The organism is Streptomyces sp. NPDC048254 (assembly GCF_043201895.1).
Lineage (GTDB): Bacteria > Actinomycetota > Actinomycetes > Streptomycetales > Streptomycetaceae > Streptomyces.
In genome coordinates this window covers 330,714-347,367 of record NZ_JBICZJ010000006.1, presented here as the reverse complement: position 1 = coordinate 347,367, position 16,654 = coordinate 330,714, and the positions used below count along the sequence as shown (strand labels likewise).

The 16,654-nt window shown below is 68.2% G+C and carries 12 protein-coding genes and 2 pseudogenes; 11 read left to right on the top strand and 3 right to left on the bottom strand.

The genetic code is table 11. The features are described 5' to 3' along the window. Positions 1 to 153 precede the first annotated feature (153 nt). The 3 genes from ACGFZQ_RS19625 to ACGFZQ_RS19615 all read left to right on the top strand — a co-directional run bounded on the left by ACGFZQ_RS19625 (position 154) and on the right by ACGFZQ_RS19615 (position 4,234). Positions 154 to 480 carry a DUF485 domain-containing protein gene (locus ACGFZQ_RS19625; RefSeq protein ID WP_362085521.1) on the top strand — a complete coding sequence of 109 codons (327 nt, stop codon included), beginning with the start codon at positions 154 to 156 and terminating at the stop codon, positions 478 to 480. Further along, on the top strand, positions 477 to 2,063 hold the full coding sequence (locus ACGFZQ_RS19620) for a cation acetate symporter (RefSeq protein WP_393841403.1): 1,587 nt from the start codon (positions 477 to 479) through the stop codon (positions 2,061 to 2,063). The genes ACGFZQ_RS19625 and ACGFZQ_RS19620 overlap by 4 nt, the downstream gene beginning before the upstream one ends. 191 nt (positions 2,064 to 2,254) lie before the next feature. Further along, positions 2,255 to 4,234, top strand: a complete 1,980-nt coding sequence (locus ACGFZQ_RS19615) for a helix-turn-helix domain-containing protein (protein WP_393841402.1) — start codon at positions 2,255 to 2,257, stop codon at positions 4,232 to 4,234. Between the two features lie 55 nt (positions 4,235 to 4,289). Here the strand turns inward: ACGFZQ_RS19615 and ACGFZQ_RS19610 are convergent. Together ACGFZQ_RS19610 and ACGFZQ_RS19605 are read right to left on the bottom strand one after the other, a co-directional pair. Beyond that, positions 4,290 to 4,488 (bottom strand): annotated as a pseudogene (locus ACGFZQ_RS19610) (GNAT family N-acetyltransferase); the annotation flags it as partial. Further along, a pseudogene (locus tag ACGFZQ_RS19605) lies at positions 4,485 to 5,060 on the bottom strand (pirin family protein); the annotation flags it as partial. The pseudogenes ACGFZQ_RS19605 and ACGFZQ_RS19610, both read right to left, overlap by 4 nt. Positions 5,061 to 5,399: 339 nt before the next feature. Between ACGFZQ_RS19605 and ACGFZQ_RS19600 the strand changes: the two are divergent. Further along, positions 5,400 to 6,668, top strand: a complete 1,269-nt coding sequence (locus ACGFZQ_RS19600; protein ID WP_393841401.1) for an MFS transporter — start codon at positions 5,400 to 5,402, stop codon at positions 6,666 to 6,668. Between the two features lie 122 nt (positions 6,669 to 6,790). On the opposite strand, the gene ACGFZQ_RS19595 is transcribed toward ACGFZQ_RS19600, so the two are convergent. Then, positions 6,791 to 8,665 carry a helix-turn-helix domain-containing protein gene (locus ACGFZQ_RS19595; RefSeq protein ID WP_393841400.1) on the bottom strand — a complete coding sequence of 625 codons (1,875 nt, stop codon included), beginning with the start codon at positions 8,663 to 8,665 and terminating at the stop codon, positions 6,791 to 6,793. Positions 8,666 to 8,855: 190 nt separating this feature from the next. Here ACGFZQ_RS19595 and ACGFZQ_RS19590 point away from each other — a divergent pair, with 190 nt between their 5' ends. From ACGFZQ_RS19590 to ACGFZQ_RS19560, 7 genes are all read left to right on the top strand, one after another. Next, positions 8,856 to 10,364, top strand: coding sequence for an aldehyde dehydrogenase (locus ACGFZQ_RS19590; RefSeq protein WP_393841399.1), 1,509 nt, complete (start codon positions 8,856 to 8,858; stop codon positions 10,362 to 10,364). Between the two features lie 81 nt (positions 10,365 to 10,445). After that, positions 10,446 to 11,846 carry an MFS transporter gene (locus ACGFZQ_RS19585; protein WP_393841398.1) on the top strand — a complete coding sequence of 467 codons (1,401 nt, stop codon included), beginning with the start codon at positions 10,446 to 10,448 and terminating at the stop codon, positions 11,844 to 11,846. Further along, positions 11,843 to 13,033: an FAD-dependent monooxygenase gene (locus tag ACGFZQ_RS19580; RefSeq protein ID WP_362085548.1), complete on the top strand. Its 1,191-nt coding sequence runs from the start codon at positions 11,843 to 11,845 to the stop codon at positions 13,031 to 13,033. Before ACGFZQ_RS19585 ends, ACGFZQ_RS19580 begins: the two co-directional genes overlap by 4 nt. A gap of 58 nt (positions 13,034 to 13,091) precedes the next feature. After that, positions 13,092 to 13,562: a hypothetical protein gene (locus tag ACGFZQ_RS19575; RefSeq protein WP_362085570.1), complete on the top strand. Its 471-nt coding sequence runs from the start codon at positions 13,092 to 13,094 to the stop codon at positions 13,560 to 13,562. Continuing rightward, the gene (locus ACGFZQ_RS19570) at positions 13,559 to 14,533 is read left to right on the top strand and encodes an amidohydrolase family protein (protein ID WP_393841397.1); all 975 of its coding nucleotides are present in this window, start codon (positions 13,559 to 13,561) and stop codon (positions 14,531 to 14,533) included. Before ACGFZQ_RS19575 ends, ACGFZQ_RS19570 begins: the two co-directional genes overlap by 4 nt. A 51-nt stretch (positions 14,534 to 14,584) precedes the next feature. Continuing rightward, the gene (locus tag ACGFZQ_RS19565; protein WP_393841396.1) at positions 14,585 to 15,943 is read left to right on the top strand and encodes an MFS transporter; all 1,359 of its coding nucleotides are present in this window, start codon (positions 14,585 to 14,587) and stop codon (positions 15,941 to 15,943) included. A 29-nt stretch (positions 15,944 to 15,972) separates the two neighbouring features. Then, positions 15,973 to 16,641 (top strand): VOC family protein, encoded by a 669-nt coding sequence (locus ACGFZQ_RS19560; RefSeq protein ID WP_362085555.1) that lies wholly within the window; start codon positions 15,973 to 15,975, stop codon positions 16,639 to 16,641. Positions 16,642 to 16,654 lie beyond the last annotated feature (13 nt).

Below are 16,654 nucleotides of genomic sequence, written 5' to 3'. Positions count from 1 at the left end.
CCGGCCCCATGCCCCCTGTGGGGAACCACAGTCCCTGATGCTCGTGCTGTGGAACATGACATGGCGCCGGATGAGCAGGTCGCTCACCCTGAGTTGTCCAGGATCCGAGGGCAATCAGCCCGCTCCTGCACATCAGTTATCAGGAGAGCCGCCATGTCAATTCCACCGAAGCCGATCGAGTCCCCCACGGTGCTGTTCACGGAACTGGAACGGCGTCACCGCTCCTTCGTCTGGCCCGCTGTCGTTGTGTTCCTCGGCTGTTATCTCACCACCATGGTGGTGGTCGCCTATCAGCCGCGGGCGATGAGTGTCGCCGTGGTCGGCCGTCTCACCGTGGGCTACCTGTTGGTGCTGGGAAACTTCGCGCTGACCTTCCTTGTCGCGATCGCCTACCGCCGGTACGCCGAGCGCAGGCTCGACCCGCTGGCGCAGCAGGTGCGTGAGGCGCTGGCCGAACGGTCGCTGGAGGCTGCGCTGTGAGTCATCGCATCCTGTCCATCGCTCTGTTCGCGGCGTTTGTCGTCGCGACGATCGTCATCAGTTACGTGGCGGGGCGGCGCACCCGTTCCGCTTCCGACTTCTACGCAGCCGGCCAGCGGATCCGCGGCTGGCAGAACGGTATCGCCGTGGCAGGCGACTACCTGTCCGGAGCGACCTTGCTCGGGGTGACGGGTCTGATCGCGCTGTACGGGTTCGACGGGGCCGTGTACCTGGTTGGCTTCCTGGTGGCGTTCCTGGTCGTGCTGGTGCTCGTCGCCGAGCTGCTGCGCAACACCGGCACGTACACGATGGCCGATGCCCTGGCGTTCCGACTGCGCCAGCGGCCTGTGCGTGGCGCGGCCGCGGCGTCCACCATGGTCATCAACATCTTCTACTTGACGTCGCAGATGGTCGGCGCCGGCGCACTGATAGGCCTGCTGCTGGGCCTGCACGGCACCCTGGCCGGGGGCGTCGCCATCGGCTGTGTCGGCGCGTTGATGATTCTCTATGTCACGATCGGCGGCATGATCGGCACCACATGGGTCCAGGTCATCAAGGCGGTGCTGCTGCTCGTCGCCACCGCCCTGCTGACCGTGCTGGTGCTGGCACGCTTCGACTTCTCCGTCGGCCACCTGCTGGAGAGCGCCGCTCAGGCATCTGGCGACGCGCACAGGTATCTGAGCTCCGGTGCGTACTTCACCAACCGGCTCGACCTCGTGTCGCTGAGCATGGCCCTAGTGCTCGGCACAGCGGGTCTCCCGCACGTGCTGATGCGCTTCTTCACGGTCCCCGACGCCCGATCCGCGCGCGCGAGTTCCAACTGGACGATCGGCATCGTGGGCGTCTTCTACCTGGGGCTGATCGTCCTCGGGCTCGGCGCTGCGGCGTTGGTGGGACCGGCCATGATCAAGGGAGCGGACAAGTCGGGCAACATGGCCACACCGCTGCTGGCGCAGTACCTCGGTGGCGGAGCGGGCAGTATGGGCGGCACGTTGCTGATGGCGATCATCGCGGCGGTCGCGTTTGCGACGATCCTGGCCGTGGTCGCGGGTCTCACGCTCACCGCATCGGCATCCTTCGCGCATGACTTCTACGCCGGTGTACTGCGTCGGGGGGCCTCGAACGAACAGAGCGAGGTCAAAGTCGCCCGGATGACGGCCCTCGTGCTCGGCGTGATCTCCGTGGCGCTGGCGATCGGCATGCAGAAGGTCAACCTGGCGTTCCTGGTGGGCGTGGTGTTCGCGCTGGCGGCGAGTGCCAATCTCCCGGTCCTTCTGCTGTCCTTGTACTGGAAGCGCTTCAACACCGCCGGAGCCGTCACCGGCATCCTGGTGGGGCTGGTGTCCTGTGTCGGTCTGGTCGCCCTCAGCCCCACCGTGATCGGCCCGCACGGCCTGTTCCTGCACCAGGTGACGCCTCCCTTCCCCTTGGCGAACCCGGGCCTCGTGTCCATCCCGCTGGCATTCCTGTCGGCGATCGTCACCACACTGTGCACCGCGCGCGAAGAGCAGCAGCCCGGTTTCGCGGATCTGCGGCTGCGGGCCCTCACGGGATTCGGAGCCGCCGAGAGCGGCCGGCCGTAGGCTCTGCCGTCGGCGAACCGGCGTGCACGTGCTGACGTATCGCGGTGATCTTCACGGGCAGACAGCCCGTGGAGATCACCGCTCCGGAGAAGTTCTCCGTCCGCTCGCCGCCGACAGCCGGCGCCCTTGCTCCGTAGATGTCAAAATTCACAGCTCTTGAGGATTCAACTGTGAGATGCCACAGTCACCTCGTGGACAACAGCACTGCCGATCACCACGCCGAACTCAGGACCTGGCTCGGTGGTATCGCAGAACTGGCCGAGGCGGTGAACAGCACCGGAAGCGTGCACTCCTTGCTCGATCTCGTGGCCCGGACGGCGTGCCGACTGATGGGGTACGACTTCTGCGCTGTGCTGCTGCTGGACTCCCCGCACAAGGTCCTCGCCATCGAGGGAGCTTGCGGACTCTCCGCCGCCTACATCGCGGGCGTGAACGCCCAACACCCCGTACGCATCGGATCGGGGGAGCCCGGAGAGGCCCCGTCCAGTCGAGCGTTCCGAACGGGCCGCGCAGTCGCGCTCAGCGACATCACCGCCGAGACCGACTACGCATGGGGCGGGGTGGCCGGTGAACAGGGGTATCGCTCGATCATCGCCGTACCTCTGATGACCACGGGCTCCTGTGTCGGTACCCTGACCTGCTACCGAGCCGACGTCCACGAGTTCTCCGACGACGAGCAGGAACTGGTCACCACCCTGGCGAATCAGGCCGCCATCGCGATTGAGACGGCCCGCCTGAGGGACAAGGAACGGCAGACAATCGGCGAACTGCAACAACTGAACGAATCGCTGCGCGAGCAGCATGCGCTGCTGCAGCGCACGGGCGACATCCACCGGCAGCTGACCGAGGTGGCCCTCCGTGGCGAGGGCGTCCATGGAGTCGCGCACGCGCTTGCGACGCTGCTCGAGCGGTCCGTGCTGTTCGAGGACGCCTACGGGAATGCACTGACTGAGGCGAGGGCCGACGGTGCGGTGCCGGGCGAGTTCGACGACCTTGCGGCAGTGCGCCAGTCGATCGCGGAAGGCTCTGCCGCCGAGGCCGCCCAGGTACGTACGGGCCATGCCGGGACATCGTGGGTGACGTCCGCGGTGGTGCTCGACACGGATGTCGTTGCACGCATGTGGATACCAGGAGAGCTGGCCGAGCTCGGGCCGCTCGGCCACCGGGCCATCGAGCACGCGGCCGTGGTGGCCGGCCTCGAAATGCTGCGGGAGCGGACCGCCGTTGAGGTGGAATCGCGGTTGCGCGGGGAACTGCTGACCGATCTGCTCGCCCAGCAGCCGACCGCCCTGGCGACCGTTGTCGCGCGGGCCGGCCGCCTCGGCCACGACCTCCGTCGCCCGCACGCCGTGCTCCTGATCCGGACGGACAGTGACACGGTCGAACCTGGTCGTGTCCGACGGACCGACGCGCCGCGCCAGGTGCTGGCAGCCGTCCACGCCATGGCATCGCGGGAGAGCCCGCGCCCGTTGGTGGCCCGTCACGGCGACGACGTCGTCCTGCTGTGGCCCCTGGGCGGTTCGTCCGCCGACGACTCTTCCTGGCGCACGACACTGATCGGGACACAGACCGCGCCGGAGACGATGACGGCTGCTGACGCCATTCGCCGGTCCGTTGCACGCGCCACACCGATCACCGTCACTGTCGCGGTCTCACGGCCATGTACGGACCTGGCCGACTACCCGGCCGCGTTCCGTAGCACGCGAGGCGTGCTGACGATCACGCAACTACGCGGAGGTCGCGACCGCACAGTGGAAATCGGCGCGTTGGGGGTGCAGGGACTGCTCCTTCAACTCGAGGACCCCTCGGAGCTGCTTCGATTCGCAGACCGCGTACTCTCGCCGATCCTCGACTACGACCGGCGCCGCAACACCCAACTCATGCACACCCTGCGTGTGTACCTGGCCCACGACCTCAGCGCAGCGCGAACGGCCGAAGCTCTGTTCGTGCACCCGAACACCGTGGGCCTGCGGCTGAAACGCATGGAAGAGCTGCTCGATGTGAGCCTGACGCAGCCCGACGCGCTGCTGCAGCTCACCGCTGCACTCGCAGCGGTCGACGTCGGCGGCCTGGAGCTCAGCGATGCTGAAGACCGCGCCCCAGGCCACGTCATTGCGCCGCACCTGGACGCCGCCGGGCGGGACGAACCCATCCGGCACTTGCGCCGCTGAAACGGCGGAGGCCGGTCAGTGCAGTATCGCCCTCAGCCAGTGCCGGACCTCGGGGCAGGGCTTGCTGTACGAGCACGGAGGCGAGGCCCTGGCCGGCGAAGGCGTCGTCGATTTCGGTGTGGCAGAAAACGCGCTGCTCGTCGCGGTCACGGTATTCGGTGAAGCCGGCAAAAGGGTGCCGTCGACCAGGATTTCGCAGCGGTGCTTGTGATCCACTCGCGCTCGACGACAGGGGTGCCGGCGGGCTGTGTCATCGCGTGCCTTTCAGGGGCGGAGCTGCGGAGTTTTTGCGCGGGGCGATGGTGGCGTTCGGCAGGGCGGGGGCGGAAGGCGGTCACCGTCGTAGCCTTCGCCGGTGCCGAACCGGTCGGACGCCTGTTGACACTCGTTCCGGGCCTGGACGATCTCTTCATGGCTGCGGCCGATGAAGTTCCACCCATGACGATCTGTTCCCCGAACGGTGTCCCGCCGAGCAGGACCATCCGGGCAGCAGTGTCCGTCGTGTTCGTCAGGGTCAGCGTTTCGTTGCCGGGGCCGAGGTGGCCGAGCTCGGCCGGGCGCAGCAGCGTTCCCGCCATCTCGACCTCCCCGCTGTCGACGAGAAGACCGTGCTCGAAGGAAGCACTGATCGCCAGTGCGGTCGTTGCACCCGCCTCGTAGTGCTGGTAGTCGCGGGCGGTATGCCGGTGCTGTTCAGGCAGCGCCACCCACAGCTGTACGCCGTGCAGGACGGTGGTCCGGATGGTGGAGACCTCAGAGTGGCTGATTCCGTGCCCGCTGGTGGGTTCAGCTCGCCCGGGCGTACGAACGCATGGCTTGAGATGGATCCGGTGGGCGGCAGGGGCCAGCTGTCGCGGCTGTCGGACATCCATGAGGGGCCTCGCGACGCCCACGGTGCGGCTGTGCTCGTCGCGACCCTTCGGTGCCGGAGGACCTGACCCCTGCGTGTCCGGGTCCTGCAAGCGGACCCCAGGCCCGGACCAGGGACTCCCGGCTCCGCCTATCTCGCAGGGAGATAACCGTTATCCCGGATCATCGCTTCGGTGGGGGAAGCGTGGGCGGCCGGCGGTTGCTGAGGGTTGCGTGAGGCCAGCGATGGCGCTGTTCGATCACTGTGAAGCATCCCCGAACCGTGCAACGCGGTTCTCTTCCCGAGAAGGTGTCCGTGTCCACTGATCTCCAGGCCACTGATCTCCAGGCCACTGAGAGCCAGGCCACCGGCCGTCAGGTTCCGCGCGGGTCTGTCACCGGCAAGGCCGCACACGGCGTGCCCGGGTGGCTCGTCGTGCTGCTGGCCGTCGCCTCCGGTATGACCGTCGCCAACCTGTACTACGCCCAGCCCCTGCTGTCCTCGCTGGCCGATGTCTTCCACGTCAGCACGGCCGCCGCCGGCGGGCTGATCACCCTGACCCAGGTCGGCTACGTGATCGGCATGCTGTTCCTGGTCCCGCTGGGCGACCGGCTGGAAAAGCGCCGACTGATCACCACACTGCTGACGGTCACCACACTGGCACTCGCCGTGGCCGGCTTCGCGACCAGCTTCCCCATGCTGCTGATCGCCTCCCTGATCAGCGGAGCCACCTCCGTCGTCGCCCAGATCCTGGTCCCCTTCGCCGCGAACCTGGCCCCCGACCACGCCCGCGGCAAGATCGTCGGCCGGGTGATGAGCGGCCTGCTCACCGGCATCCTGCTCTCCCGCACGCTCAGCAGCCTGGTCTCCGACCTCGCCGGCTGGCGCGTCGTCTACCTCGGCTCCGCTGTTCTGATGGCCATTCTTGCCGTGGCCCTGCGCACCGCCCTGCCGAGCCACGCCCCTACCACCACCATCCCCTACACCCAGGTCCTGCGTTCCACCCTGCAACTGGTGCGCACCCACCCGGCATTGCTGCGCCGAGGCCTCTACCAGGCCGCGATGTTCGGCGCGTTCAGCGCCTTTTGGACCACCGTCTCCTTCGTCCTGACCGGCCCCCACTTCCACTACTCCGCCATCGGCGTCGGCATCTTCGCCCTCGTTGGGGCGGCTGGCGCGGCCATCGCCCCGTTTGCTGGACACTGGGCCGACCGTAAACTCACCCGCCCCATGACCGGCGCCGCCTTCGCTGTCGCTGCACTGGCCTTCGCCCTCGCCGGTTTCGGGCAGCACAACATCATCCTGCTCGCGCTGGCCGCGATCCTCATCGACATGGCAGTGCAGACCACCCTCATCCTCGGCCAGCACACCATCTACCAGCTCGACCCCAGCGCACGCGCCCGCCTCAACAGCGCTTTCATCGCCACCTTCTTCATCGGCGGCGCCCTCGGCTCCCAGCTCGGCTCCCTCGCCTACCGCACCGGCGGCTGGACCACACTCTCCATCCTCGGCGCCGCCTTCCCCCTCATCGCACTCCTCTACTGGACCACCGAACACCGAACCCGCAACCACACCACCCACTGACCACACACCCAGCGATCCGCCGCGTCAGCGCCGACCCACCATCAGGGGCCGGCGCTGACGCGGTGCTGCAGACCGCATACGTACGATCTGTGCACCGGAAGGCGGGAAGCGCGCTGTAGGGGTCAGGCTGGTTGCCCGCCCTCGGCGACTTCCAGGAGCATGAGAGCCGCACCAACCTCCACGATGGTTGATGGAGCGGACAGGTCGAGGCCCGCCAGCACCTCTATCCGCCGTAGGCGCTGGCTCACCGTGTTGGGATGAACGTTGAGCCGCTGGGCGGCTTCCGTCTTGCTGAGTCGGCTGTCCAGGTAGACGCGGAGCGTCTGCAGAAGGTGAGTGCCACGCCGCAGATCATGCTGCCGAACCTCCGCCAATGTGCGGTCCGCGAAGGCGGTCAACTGCTGGGCGTCGTTGAGTTGCAGCAGCAGGCCGGCGACCCCGAGGTGGTCCGGCGTCACGGTGGTGTCGCAACGGCCGGTGCGCAGCGCGACGTTGAGTGCGCCGCGAGCAGTCCGGTATGCCTGCTGGAAAGTCCGTTGCTCGGTGCCCGACACCGCGACGGTTGCCCCGTCGGCGTCCGGAACCGAGGCCATTGCGCGCCGTACCGAGGACGCGACAAGGGCGATCCGTTCCTTGTCGTCGGTGGCACCTGCCGTTGCCGGCGAGTGAACGCTGTCCAGTGGCCACAGTGCGACCACCGCTCCCTTGTGCATCGCGACCAGAGGTCTCGGCGTGTACTTGGCGGCGAGTTCGGCCACGTGAGCCAGGGCGCGCTGGTAGGCGAGGGACCGCCGGGGTTCGGTTGCCACGTCTAGTTGTCCGACGAAGGCGACGTGGGGGCGGGACAGGTCGTGGCCGAGCCGATCGGCACGCTCCCTCAGCGGGCGGGAGTCGGTGGGGGTGCCGCTCAGGATGTCGGCGAGCAGTTCTCCTCGCAGCCGGTGCTCGACCTCGACGCCGGTGCGCAGACGGAACAGCTCGAGCGAGATCACGATCGACGCGTGTTCGAGGGCACGTTCTTCGAGCGGTGACAACTCCGCCTCGCCGCGCGGCAGCCACACGCGGGCGACGACCTCCCCTGCCAGTTGGACCGTGGCGGTGACGTAGGCGCCCTTTTCCCGCACGATCCCGGCGCCGGGCTGTTGCAGCCCGTAGCCGTCCGGATCGAGGGCCAGCCCGGCTCTGGCGTCGGTGCTCGGAAGCTGAGCGGGCGGACCGGTCCGAGCGAGCACGGTGCCCCGGGCATCTTCGACGAGAACGGGACGTGACACGAGGTCCGCCAGCGTCGTGACGATGCCGTCCAGGCCGCCGGCCCGGAGCGCGACCGCCAGCAGGCGTTCGTGAATCTGCTCCGATTTCGTCACCAGGTCGCGCTGGCGGCGCAGCGAGCTGTTGAGCTGCTGGAGCTCCTCTACCAACTGCGCCGAGGTGAGTGCGATCGCGGCGTGGTTGGCCAGCAGCGTGAGCCGCTCGATCTCGTGGTCGGTGAAGGTGTGGACCGCTGAGTGGTAGCCATTGAGTGTGCCGACGACCTCGGCCCCGGCGACGAGCGGCACGGAGAGCATCGATCGGTAACCCTGTTCCTTCGCGACCCCTCCCCACGGTGTGAACTGGGGTTCGCCCGCGATGTCACGGACCGCGACGGGCAGACCTGACCGGAAGGCGCGACTCGACGGGGCATCGTGAACGTTGTCCCCCTGCAACCGCACGGGCCGGTCCGAGTTGACCCGCGCGACGTACTCGGCCGACAGCCCGCTCCATCCCTCGATGACCAGGTTCCGCCGTGCCGGATCGGGGATCAGGACTCCGCAGAAGTCGAACCCCAGCAAGGACCGCGCGGTCTCCGCGACCAGGTCGAGGACCTCCCGCAGGCTCCGCCCGGAGTTCACCGCTGTGGTGAGCGCGTACACGGCATCCAACCAGCGGCGGAGCTCGGCGAGCGACTCCGCTCCGCTCGACGCGGCGTTGCCCGTGCCACCCGGTGATGTCATCGGCATGTCTCCAGGATGGCATCCGGCCGAGTGTTCTGAGCGACATGGAGCGGCATGAAGTGTGTTCTCTCAAACATAGAGATGCGCATTTCTCGTCCGCATACTCGTCCGCAGTCCGGTGTACCGAGGCGTTGACGCCCGGCCGCGTGTGTCACGTACCGGACCCCGCAGTCCAGCTTCACTCGAAGGGCAACCCATGACGGAGACGACCACCTCGCGCACGGACATCGCCGCCACCTCGACAGCCGGGGACAAAACCGGTTCCCGGGCTCGGGCCATTCGCAACCCGGCCACCGGCGAGGTCATCCGCACCATCGCGGACAGCACGGTCGCCGAGGTGGACGAGGTGGTGCGGGTGGCGCGGGCGGCCTTCGAGTCCGGTCCGTGGCCTCGCCTGCCTCGCAGCGAACGAGCCAGGTACCTGCTGCGGGTCGCCGACGCGATCGAGGCGAGCAGCGGGATGCTGTTCCAGCTGGAGACGCGGAACAACGGCCGTCCCATCACCGAGACCAAGGCGCAGCTCTCGCGCGTTCCGGAGTGGTTCCGCTACAACGCGGGTTTGCTGGCCGCCCAGCGGGACGCCGTCCTGCCGAGCGACGGCCCCTACCTGACGTACCAGCGACGGTCGCCGCTCGGCGTCTGCGCCGTCATCACCCCGTTCAACCACCCGCTGCTGATCCTGGCGCGCAGTCTGTCCGCCGCGCTGGCCACCGGGAACACCGTGGTGATCAAGCCCTCCGAGATGACCCCGCTGACCACACTGGCGCTGGTGGACATCCTGCGCGATGCCGGGCTGCCCGAGGGTGTCGTCTCCGTGGTGACCGGCGGACGGGAGGTGGGTGAGCGGCTCACCGGGCACCCGGACATCGCCAAGGTCACCCTGACCGGAGGAACCGAGGCCGGCCGGGCTGCCGCGGTCGCCACCGCGTCCCGCTTCGCCCGCGTCACCGCCGAGCTTGGCGGCAAGACCCCGATCGTCGTCTTCGACGACATCGACCCGCGTGTCGCCGCTGAGGGGGCGGCCTTCGCCGCTTTCGTGGCAGCCGGCCAGTCCTGTGTCGCCGGTTCGCGGTTCCTCGTTCAGCGCGGGATCTACGACGCTTTCGTCGAGGCGCTGAGCGCCCGGGCGTCGGCGATCCGGATCGGGGATCCCGCCCAGCCGGGCACCCAGCTCGGGCCGCTGATCAGCGGCGTCCAGCGGGAGAAGGTCCTGCGGCTGATCGCGACCGGCATCGAGGAGGGCGTCCGCGTCACCGCCGGCGGAGGCGTTCCCGATCTGCCCGCCGAACTGGGCGACGGCTACTACGTACAGCCCACCGTGCTGGCCGACGCCACCATGTCGATGACCGTCGCACGCGAGGAGATCTTCGGTCCGGTCGCGGTCGTCGTGCCCTTCGACACGGAGGACGACGCGGTCGCGATGGCCAACGACAACCGGTTCGGTCTCGGGGCCGGCGTCTGGACCCGGGACATCGGGCGCGGTCACCGCGTCGCGGATCGCGTCGTCGCCGGGATGGTGTGGGTCAACGACCACCACCGGCTCGAGCCGTCACTCCCCTGGGGTGGGGTCAAGGAGTCCGGTGCCGGCAGGGACGCCGGCCAGGAGTCTTTCGACGACTTCACCTGGGTCAAGACCGTCGTGGTCCGCACCGCCGCGGACGACGTCGACTGGTACGGGAGCACCGAGCCCGGCCGTCTCAACTAACCACTTCGCTCTCACGCGGCATCACCCCCACTGGTTCCGACGACGACTCCTGTCCGGCAACGTCCGACGAAGGACCTGCACATGTCGAACACAGAGGCCGCCCTGCCCGACAGCGGCCGGCGCACGGAGATCACCCGGATGCAATGGCTCGTCCTCCTGGGGACGACGATGGGCTGGGCCCTGGACGGCTTCGCCGGAAGCCTTTACGCGCTGGTCCTCGGGCCGGCCATGATCGAGCTGCTGCCCCACAGCGGCATTGTGGCGAACGCGAGTGGTATCGGCTTGTACGGCGGGCTGACCGTGGCCCTGTTCCTCGCCGGCTGGGCGGTCGGCGGGATCCTGTTCGGTGTCCTGGCCGACTACTTCGGGCGGGTCCGGGTGCTGTCCGCCGGTGTCGTCACCTACGCGGTGTTCACCGCGCTGGCGGCGTTCGCCGACACCTGGTGGCAGTTGGGCGTGCTGCGGTTCGTCGCCGGACTCGGCTCGGGCGTCGAGGCGCCGGTGGGGGCCGCGTTGGTGGCCGAGGTATGGCGCAACCGACACCGCGCCCGTGCCTGTGGCGTGATGATGTCCGGCTACGCGGCCGGCTTCTTCGTCGCCGCGCTCGCGTACGCCCTGCTCGGCGACCACGGCTGGCGTCCGATGCTGGGCATCGCGGTGGCTCCCGCCTTCCTGGTCTGGTTCATACGCCGGTACGTTCCCGAGCCGCCCGAGATCAGGGACGTCATCGAGGCGCGCCGGACACGGAAGGCGCGCGGCCACACCGCCGAGGAGGACCGGTTCGTCCTGCGCCGGCTGCTCGCGCCGCCTTTCCTGAGCCGCACGGTCATCTGCACGACGCTGGCCACCGGCTCGCTGATCGCCTTCTGGAGCGTGTCGACCTGGTATCCGCAGATCATCCGTCAGACCGCCGCTGCCGGCTCGCTGTCCCCGGAGGTGGGCAACAGCCACGTCGCCGTCGCTTCGATGCTGTTCAATGCGGGCGGCATCCTCGGCTACGCCTCGTGGGGCTTCCTCGCCGACGCGGTCGGACGGCGCAAGGCCTTCGCCATCAGTTTTACGGTCTCCGCCGCCGGCATCGCCTACCTTTTCCCCTTCCAGCACAGCTATGCCGAGTTCCTGGCTGCCCTGCCCGTCGTCGGGTTCGCCCTGTTCGGGGCCCTGTCGGGGACGTTCGTCTACGGCCCCGAGCTCTTCCCGCCCAGCGTGCGAGCCACCGGTATGGCGCTGTCCAACAGCATCGGCCGCTTCATCACCGCAGCGGGTCCGCTCGTGGCCGGTGTCATCGCCGTCTCCTGGTTCGGCGGAGACCTGGGGCTGGCGACCACCTGTGTCGCGGCGGTCGGCCTGATCGCGGGTGCCGGGCTGGCCTTCGCACCCGAGACCCGCGGGGCGGAACTCCCGAGCGACCCCGTACACCTCGGTCCGGACCCGGCCAAGGCGCCGGCCGGACCGAACACCAGCAAGGAGATGTACTCATGAACGCGTACGACGGCGCCACCGCGGCAGTCATCGGCGGGTCGATCGGCGGCCTCACCACCGCCCTCCTCCTGCGCGACCTCGGCTTCTCGGTCGAAATCTTCGAGCGGACCCCCACCGCCCTGGACGGCCGCGGCAGCGGCATCGTGCTGCAGCCGGACACGTTGCGCTGGTTCACCGAGCGCAGCAAGCAACACCCGGAGACCCTGAGCACCTCCACCGACTGGGTGCAATACCTCGACACTGACAACCAGATCGTCAGCCGCGAGAGAAGGACGTGGAGTTACACGTCATGGGGCACGTTCTACCGCGCCCTGCTCAGCGACTTCGGGATGGACCACTACCACCTGGGCGAGTACGCCTGCGGGTTCGACCAGAACGAGCGAAACGTCACCGTGCGGTTCGTGAGCGGGCGTGAGGTGACCGCGGACCTGGTGGTGTTCGCCGACGGAATCACCTCGATCGGGCGCGAGCGCCTCGACCCGGACGCGGGTCTCACCTACTCCGGTTACATCGGCTGGCGCGGAACGGTCCCCGAGAAGGACCTGTCCGACGGCACTCGTGAGTTGCTGCGGGATTCCATCTCCTACACCGTCGTGCCCCACTCGCACATCACGCTGTACCCGATCCCGGGCGAAGGTGGGACCGGGCCGCAGGACCGGCTCATGAACTACGTCTGGTACCGCAACGTGCCGGCGGGCCCCGAACTGTCCGAGATGCTGATCGACAAGCGCGGAATACCGGGCACGGTGTCGGTCCACCCGGCCCAGGTCCAGGACCGTTACGTCAACGAGATGCGCGAAGCCGCGCGGCGGATGCTGTCGCCCGCGGCGGCCGAGGTCGTGACCTCGACGGCCACGCCGTACGTCCAGGTCGTGTCGGACGCGCGGGCGTCCCGGATGGCCGAGGGCCGGGTGGCCCTGATCGGCGACGCCGCGTGTGCCGCCCGGCCGCACGCCGCGGCCGGCACCGCGAAGGCGGCAGCCGACGCCTGGGCCCTGGTCGCCGCGCTGGAGGAGGCGGAGGGCGACATCAGCGCCGCCCTGCGCAAGTGGGAGCCGGTCCAGCTCGAGCTCAGCGCCCGGCTGCTGGAGCGGGTCGTCGCGATGGGCGAGCGGTCCCAGTTCTCGAACACCTGGACGCCCGGAGACCCGAGCCTGCGGTTCGGCCTTTATGGCCCTGGGCGATGACGCCGGCCGCCGACGCGCGCACGTACGAAGAACCACCACCGATGGACATGGAGGCATGATGACCGACAACAGCTTTCTCACGGACCTGCCACTGGCGGGCGACCTTGTCGCCACCGGATTCGACGGATGGTCGCAGGAACTACGGGAGGAGTTCGAGGCACACTCCCACGACGGCTGGGTCGGCTCCCGTCTGCTGAGCGAGACGTCACGGCTTCGCGTGTGGGAGATCCGGCTGGCACCCGGTGAGCGCTGGCACGCCCACCGGCACGTCCTCGACTACTTCTGGACCGCGGTGAATCCGGGACGCAGCCGCCAGCACACACACGACGGGACGGTCCGGGAGGTCTCCTACTCCGCCGGGGAGACCCGGCACTTCGTCTTCGGCCCGGGCGAATACCTCCTGCACGACATCGAGAACATCGGCGACACCGAGCTCGTGTTCACCACCGTCGAACACCTCGACAGTGCCAACCCGCCGCTGAACATCCATGGTGACGGCTCGATCGGCCTGCAGGAGCGACAGTCGTGATCAGCTCCCCGATCGCCGATGGAGTGATCGACGTTCATGCCCACTGGCTGCCCGCCGAGCTGTTCCACCTTCCTCCGGGAGCACCGTACGGGGGGATGCGGGACCGGGACGGCGAGCTCTACCTCGGCGACATTCCGCTGTCCATCTCGGCGCGGGGCATGAGCGATGTCCCGGCGACCCTCGCGGACATGAGCGCCGCCGGTGTGGGCGTGCGTGTTCTGTCCGCGCCGCCGTTCGCGTTCCCCGTAGGAGGCGGGGCGGGTGCGGGTACCTACGTCACGGCCTTCAACGACGCGCTCTCCGCCGTGGTCTCCGAGGCCGGCGGCAGGCTGCTGGGTCTCGGAATGGTGAGCCTCGACGACTCCGACGAGGCCCGTGTCCAGATGGAGCGACTGGCACAGACCGAAGGCATCGCGGGCATCGCGCTACCGCCGCTGCTCGCCGGTCAGTCGCTGGACCAAGGCGCCCTGCGCCGCATCCTGACCGACGCAGAGGACCTCGCCCTCGCCGTGCTCGTTCACCCGATGCAACTGCCGCGGCCGGAGTGGTCGGAGCACTACCTCGCCAATCTCATCGGCAACCCCGTGGAGAGCGCCACCGCCGTCGCCGCACTGATCCTGGGCGGTGTCAAGGAACAACTGCCGCGGCTGAGGATCTGCTTTGTGCACGGCGGAGGATGCGCACCAGCACTCCTCGGACGATGGACCCACGGGTGGCACACCCGAGCCGACGTACGCGCCCACTCGACCCGGCCGCCGAACGACGTCTTCGGTGAGCTCTTCTTCGACACCGTCACCCATGACCCCGGGCTGCTGGAGCTCCTGGCCGCGCACGCTTCCAAGGACGGGATCGTCTGCGGGAGCGACTACCCGTTCGACATGGCGCAGCAGGGCCCGGTCCGCTTCGCCACCGATCACGGACCGGATGCCGAATCACTCACCTCCAACGCGCGTGCGTTCCTCGGGCTGTAACGGCACATCGACCACATCGACCACATCGATCACTCTGAGAAGGATCTCCTTGTGACGGACGCCTCGCTCGTCGAGCGCCAGGCCATCAGAAAAGCCGCCATCCGACTGGGACCACTGGTCCTGCTCCTGTACACCGCGGGCTATTTGGACCGAGTGAACCTCGGGACGGCCGCGCTGACCATGAACTCGGACCTAGGCATCAGCACCGCCGCCTTCGGCTTCGCCACCGGGATCTTCTCCGCGGGTTATATCGCCCTGCAGATTCCCAGCAATCTGGCGCTCAACAAACTGGGCCCACGGCGATGGCTCGGTTTCCTGACGATGTCCTGGGGCGTCGTCGCCATGCTGACGAGCCTGATCCAAGGCGAGAGCAGCCTTGTCGCGATCCGGATCGCCCTGGGTGCCGTTGAGGCGGGACTTCTTCCCGGGATGTTCATGTACCTGACGATCTGGTTCCCGCCGCGCATGCGGGGACGGATCACCGCGGTGGTCTGCCTGCCGTTCTACGCGATTCTCGGCACTCCGTTGTCCGCGATCATCATGCAGTACGCCAACGGCCTGATGGGCTTGGCCGGATGGCGGTGGATGTTCCTTCTTGAGGGAGCACCAACGATCATCATCGGGCTGGTGCTGCTCCGATTCCTGACCGATTCGCCCGCGACTGCCGCCTGGTTGTCGGAGGAGGAGCGGGCAGCCCTGGTGCGGGTCACCTCGACGGGGGAGGCCGTAGAGAAGCCGAAGATACGCGCAAGGGACATCTTCGACCGCCTTCGCGACCTCCGCCTGGTCACCCTCTCGCTGGGCGTCAGCCTCCTGTGGGTCGGCTTCGCCGCCATCACCTCGTTCCTGCCGCTGATCATCGCCGGCTTCGCCGAGCACGCGCACACAAAACTGAGCGTGGTCCAGACAGGACTTCTGTCCGGCCTGGTCTACATCCCCGCAACACTCGTCGCCATGGCGTGGGTCTCCAGCTCCGACCGGCGCAACGAACGGGTGTGGCACGTGGCCTGGGGAGCACTGCTGGCCGCCGCCGGCACCGTGCTGGCCGTCAACGCGCCCAATCTCTGGCTGACACTGCTCGGTACGCTCCTGCTCACGTCCGGCATTTACGCCGCCCTCTTCCTCGTCTGGCAGATCCCGATCGGGCACCTGAGCGGCCCCGTCGCCATGTCGGTCGGCATCGCCATGACCACGATGCTCGGCAACATCGGCAGCTTCATGGCGCCCTACATCGTGGGATGGCTGCGCGACGCAACCGGAAACTTCGACAGCGGCCTTTACTTCATCGCGGCCTCGCTCGTCGCCTGCGCGGTCGTCACCGTGGCCGGCAACCGGATACGGGCGAAATCACCCCACACGCTTACCACCACCCACCACGACGACGACGTCGAAGAGATCATGGCCCGCTGACCAGGGCCAGCTGACCAAGGACGGGCACATTGCTGCATATCGACCATATCTCTCTAGGGTCCCGCAACATCTATGGAGGCACTGAACGGCTCTGCGAGGAGACGGGGTTCGGGCAGTATGAAGGGGGCTGGTTCCCCCACCTCGGCATCGCCAACCGCATCGTGCCGGTGGGTCCGGACCAGTACATCGAGGTCGAAAGCGTCATTGACGCCTACTCCCCGCAGACCAACCCGAACGCCCGCTGGTTCTACGACCAGATCGAAGGGGGCGACGTCTTCATCGGCTGGTGCCTGCGCGTCGACTCGCGCGACGAACTGGAGGAGATGGCGAAGCACTTCGGCACCGACATCATCGACAAACCGTTGCGCAAGCGGACGGACGGCGTGCAGCGCAACGCGATCCGCGTTCCGGAGACGATTCCCTGCTGGCAGCGGGGCCTGCCCAACGTCTTCCTGATCGAAGGCCTGTCCGAGCACCCGGCGGCGCAGCCGCGCTCGGGGCAGACGACCACCCCCCAGGGAATCACCTGGATGGAGGTCGGTGGCACCGAGAAGGACATGCGCTCATGGCTGGGCGACGGGGCAGCCGACCTGCCCCTGAGGTACAACGGCGAACGCCCCGGTCTGTACGCCGTGGCCGTCGCCACCGAACAGGGCGAAGTGGTCATCCGCCGCACGGCTGTCACTCAGCCCGAGTAGCCCGTCGAGGCTG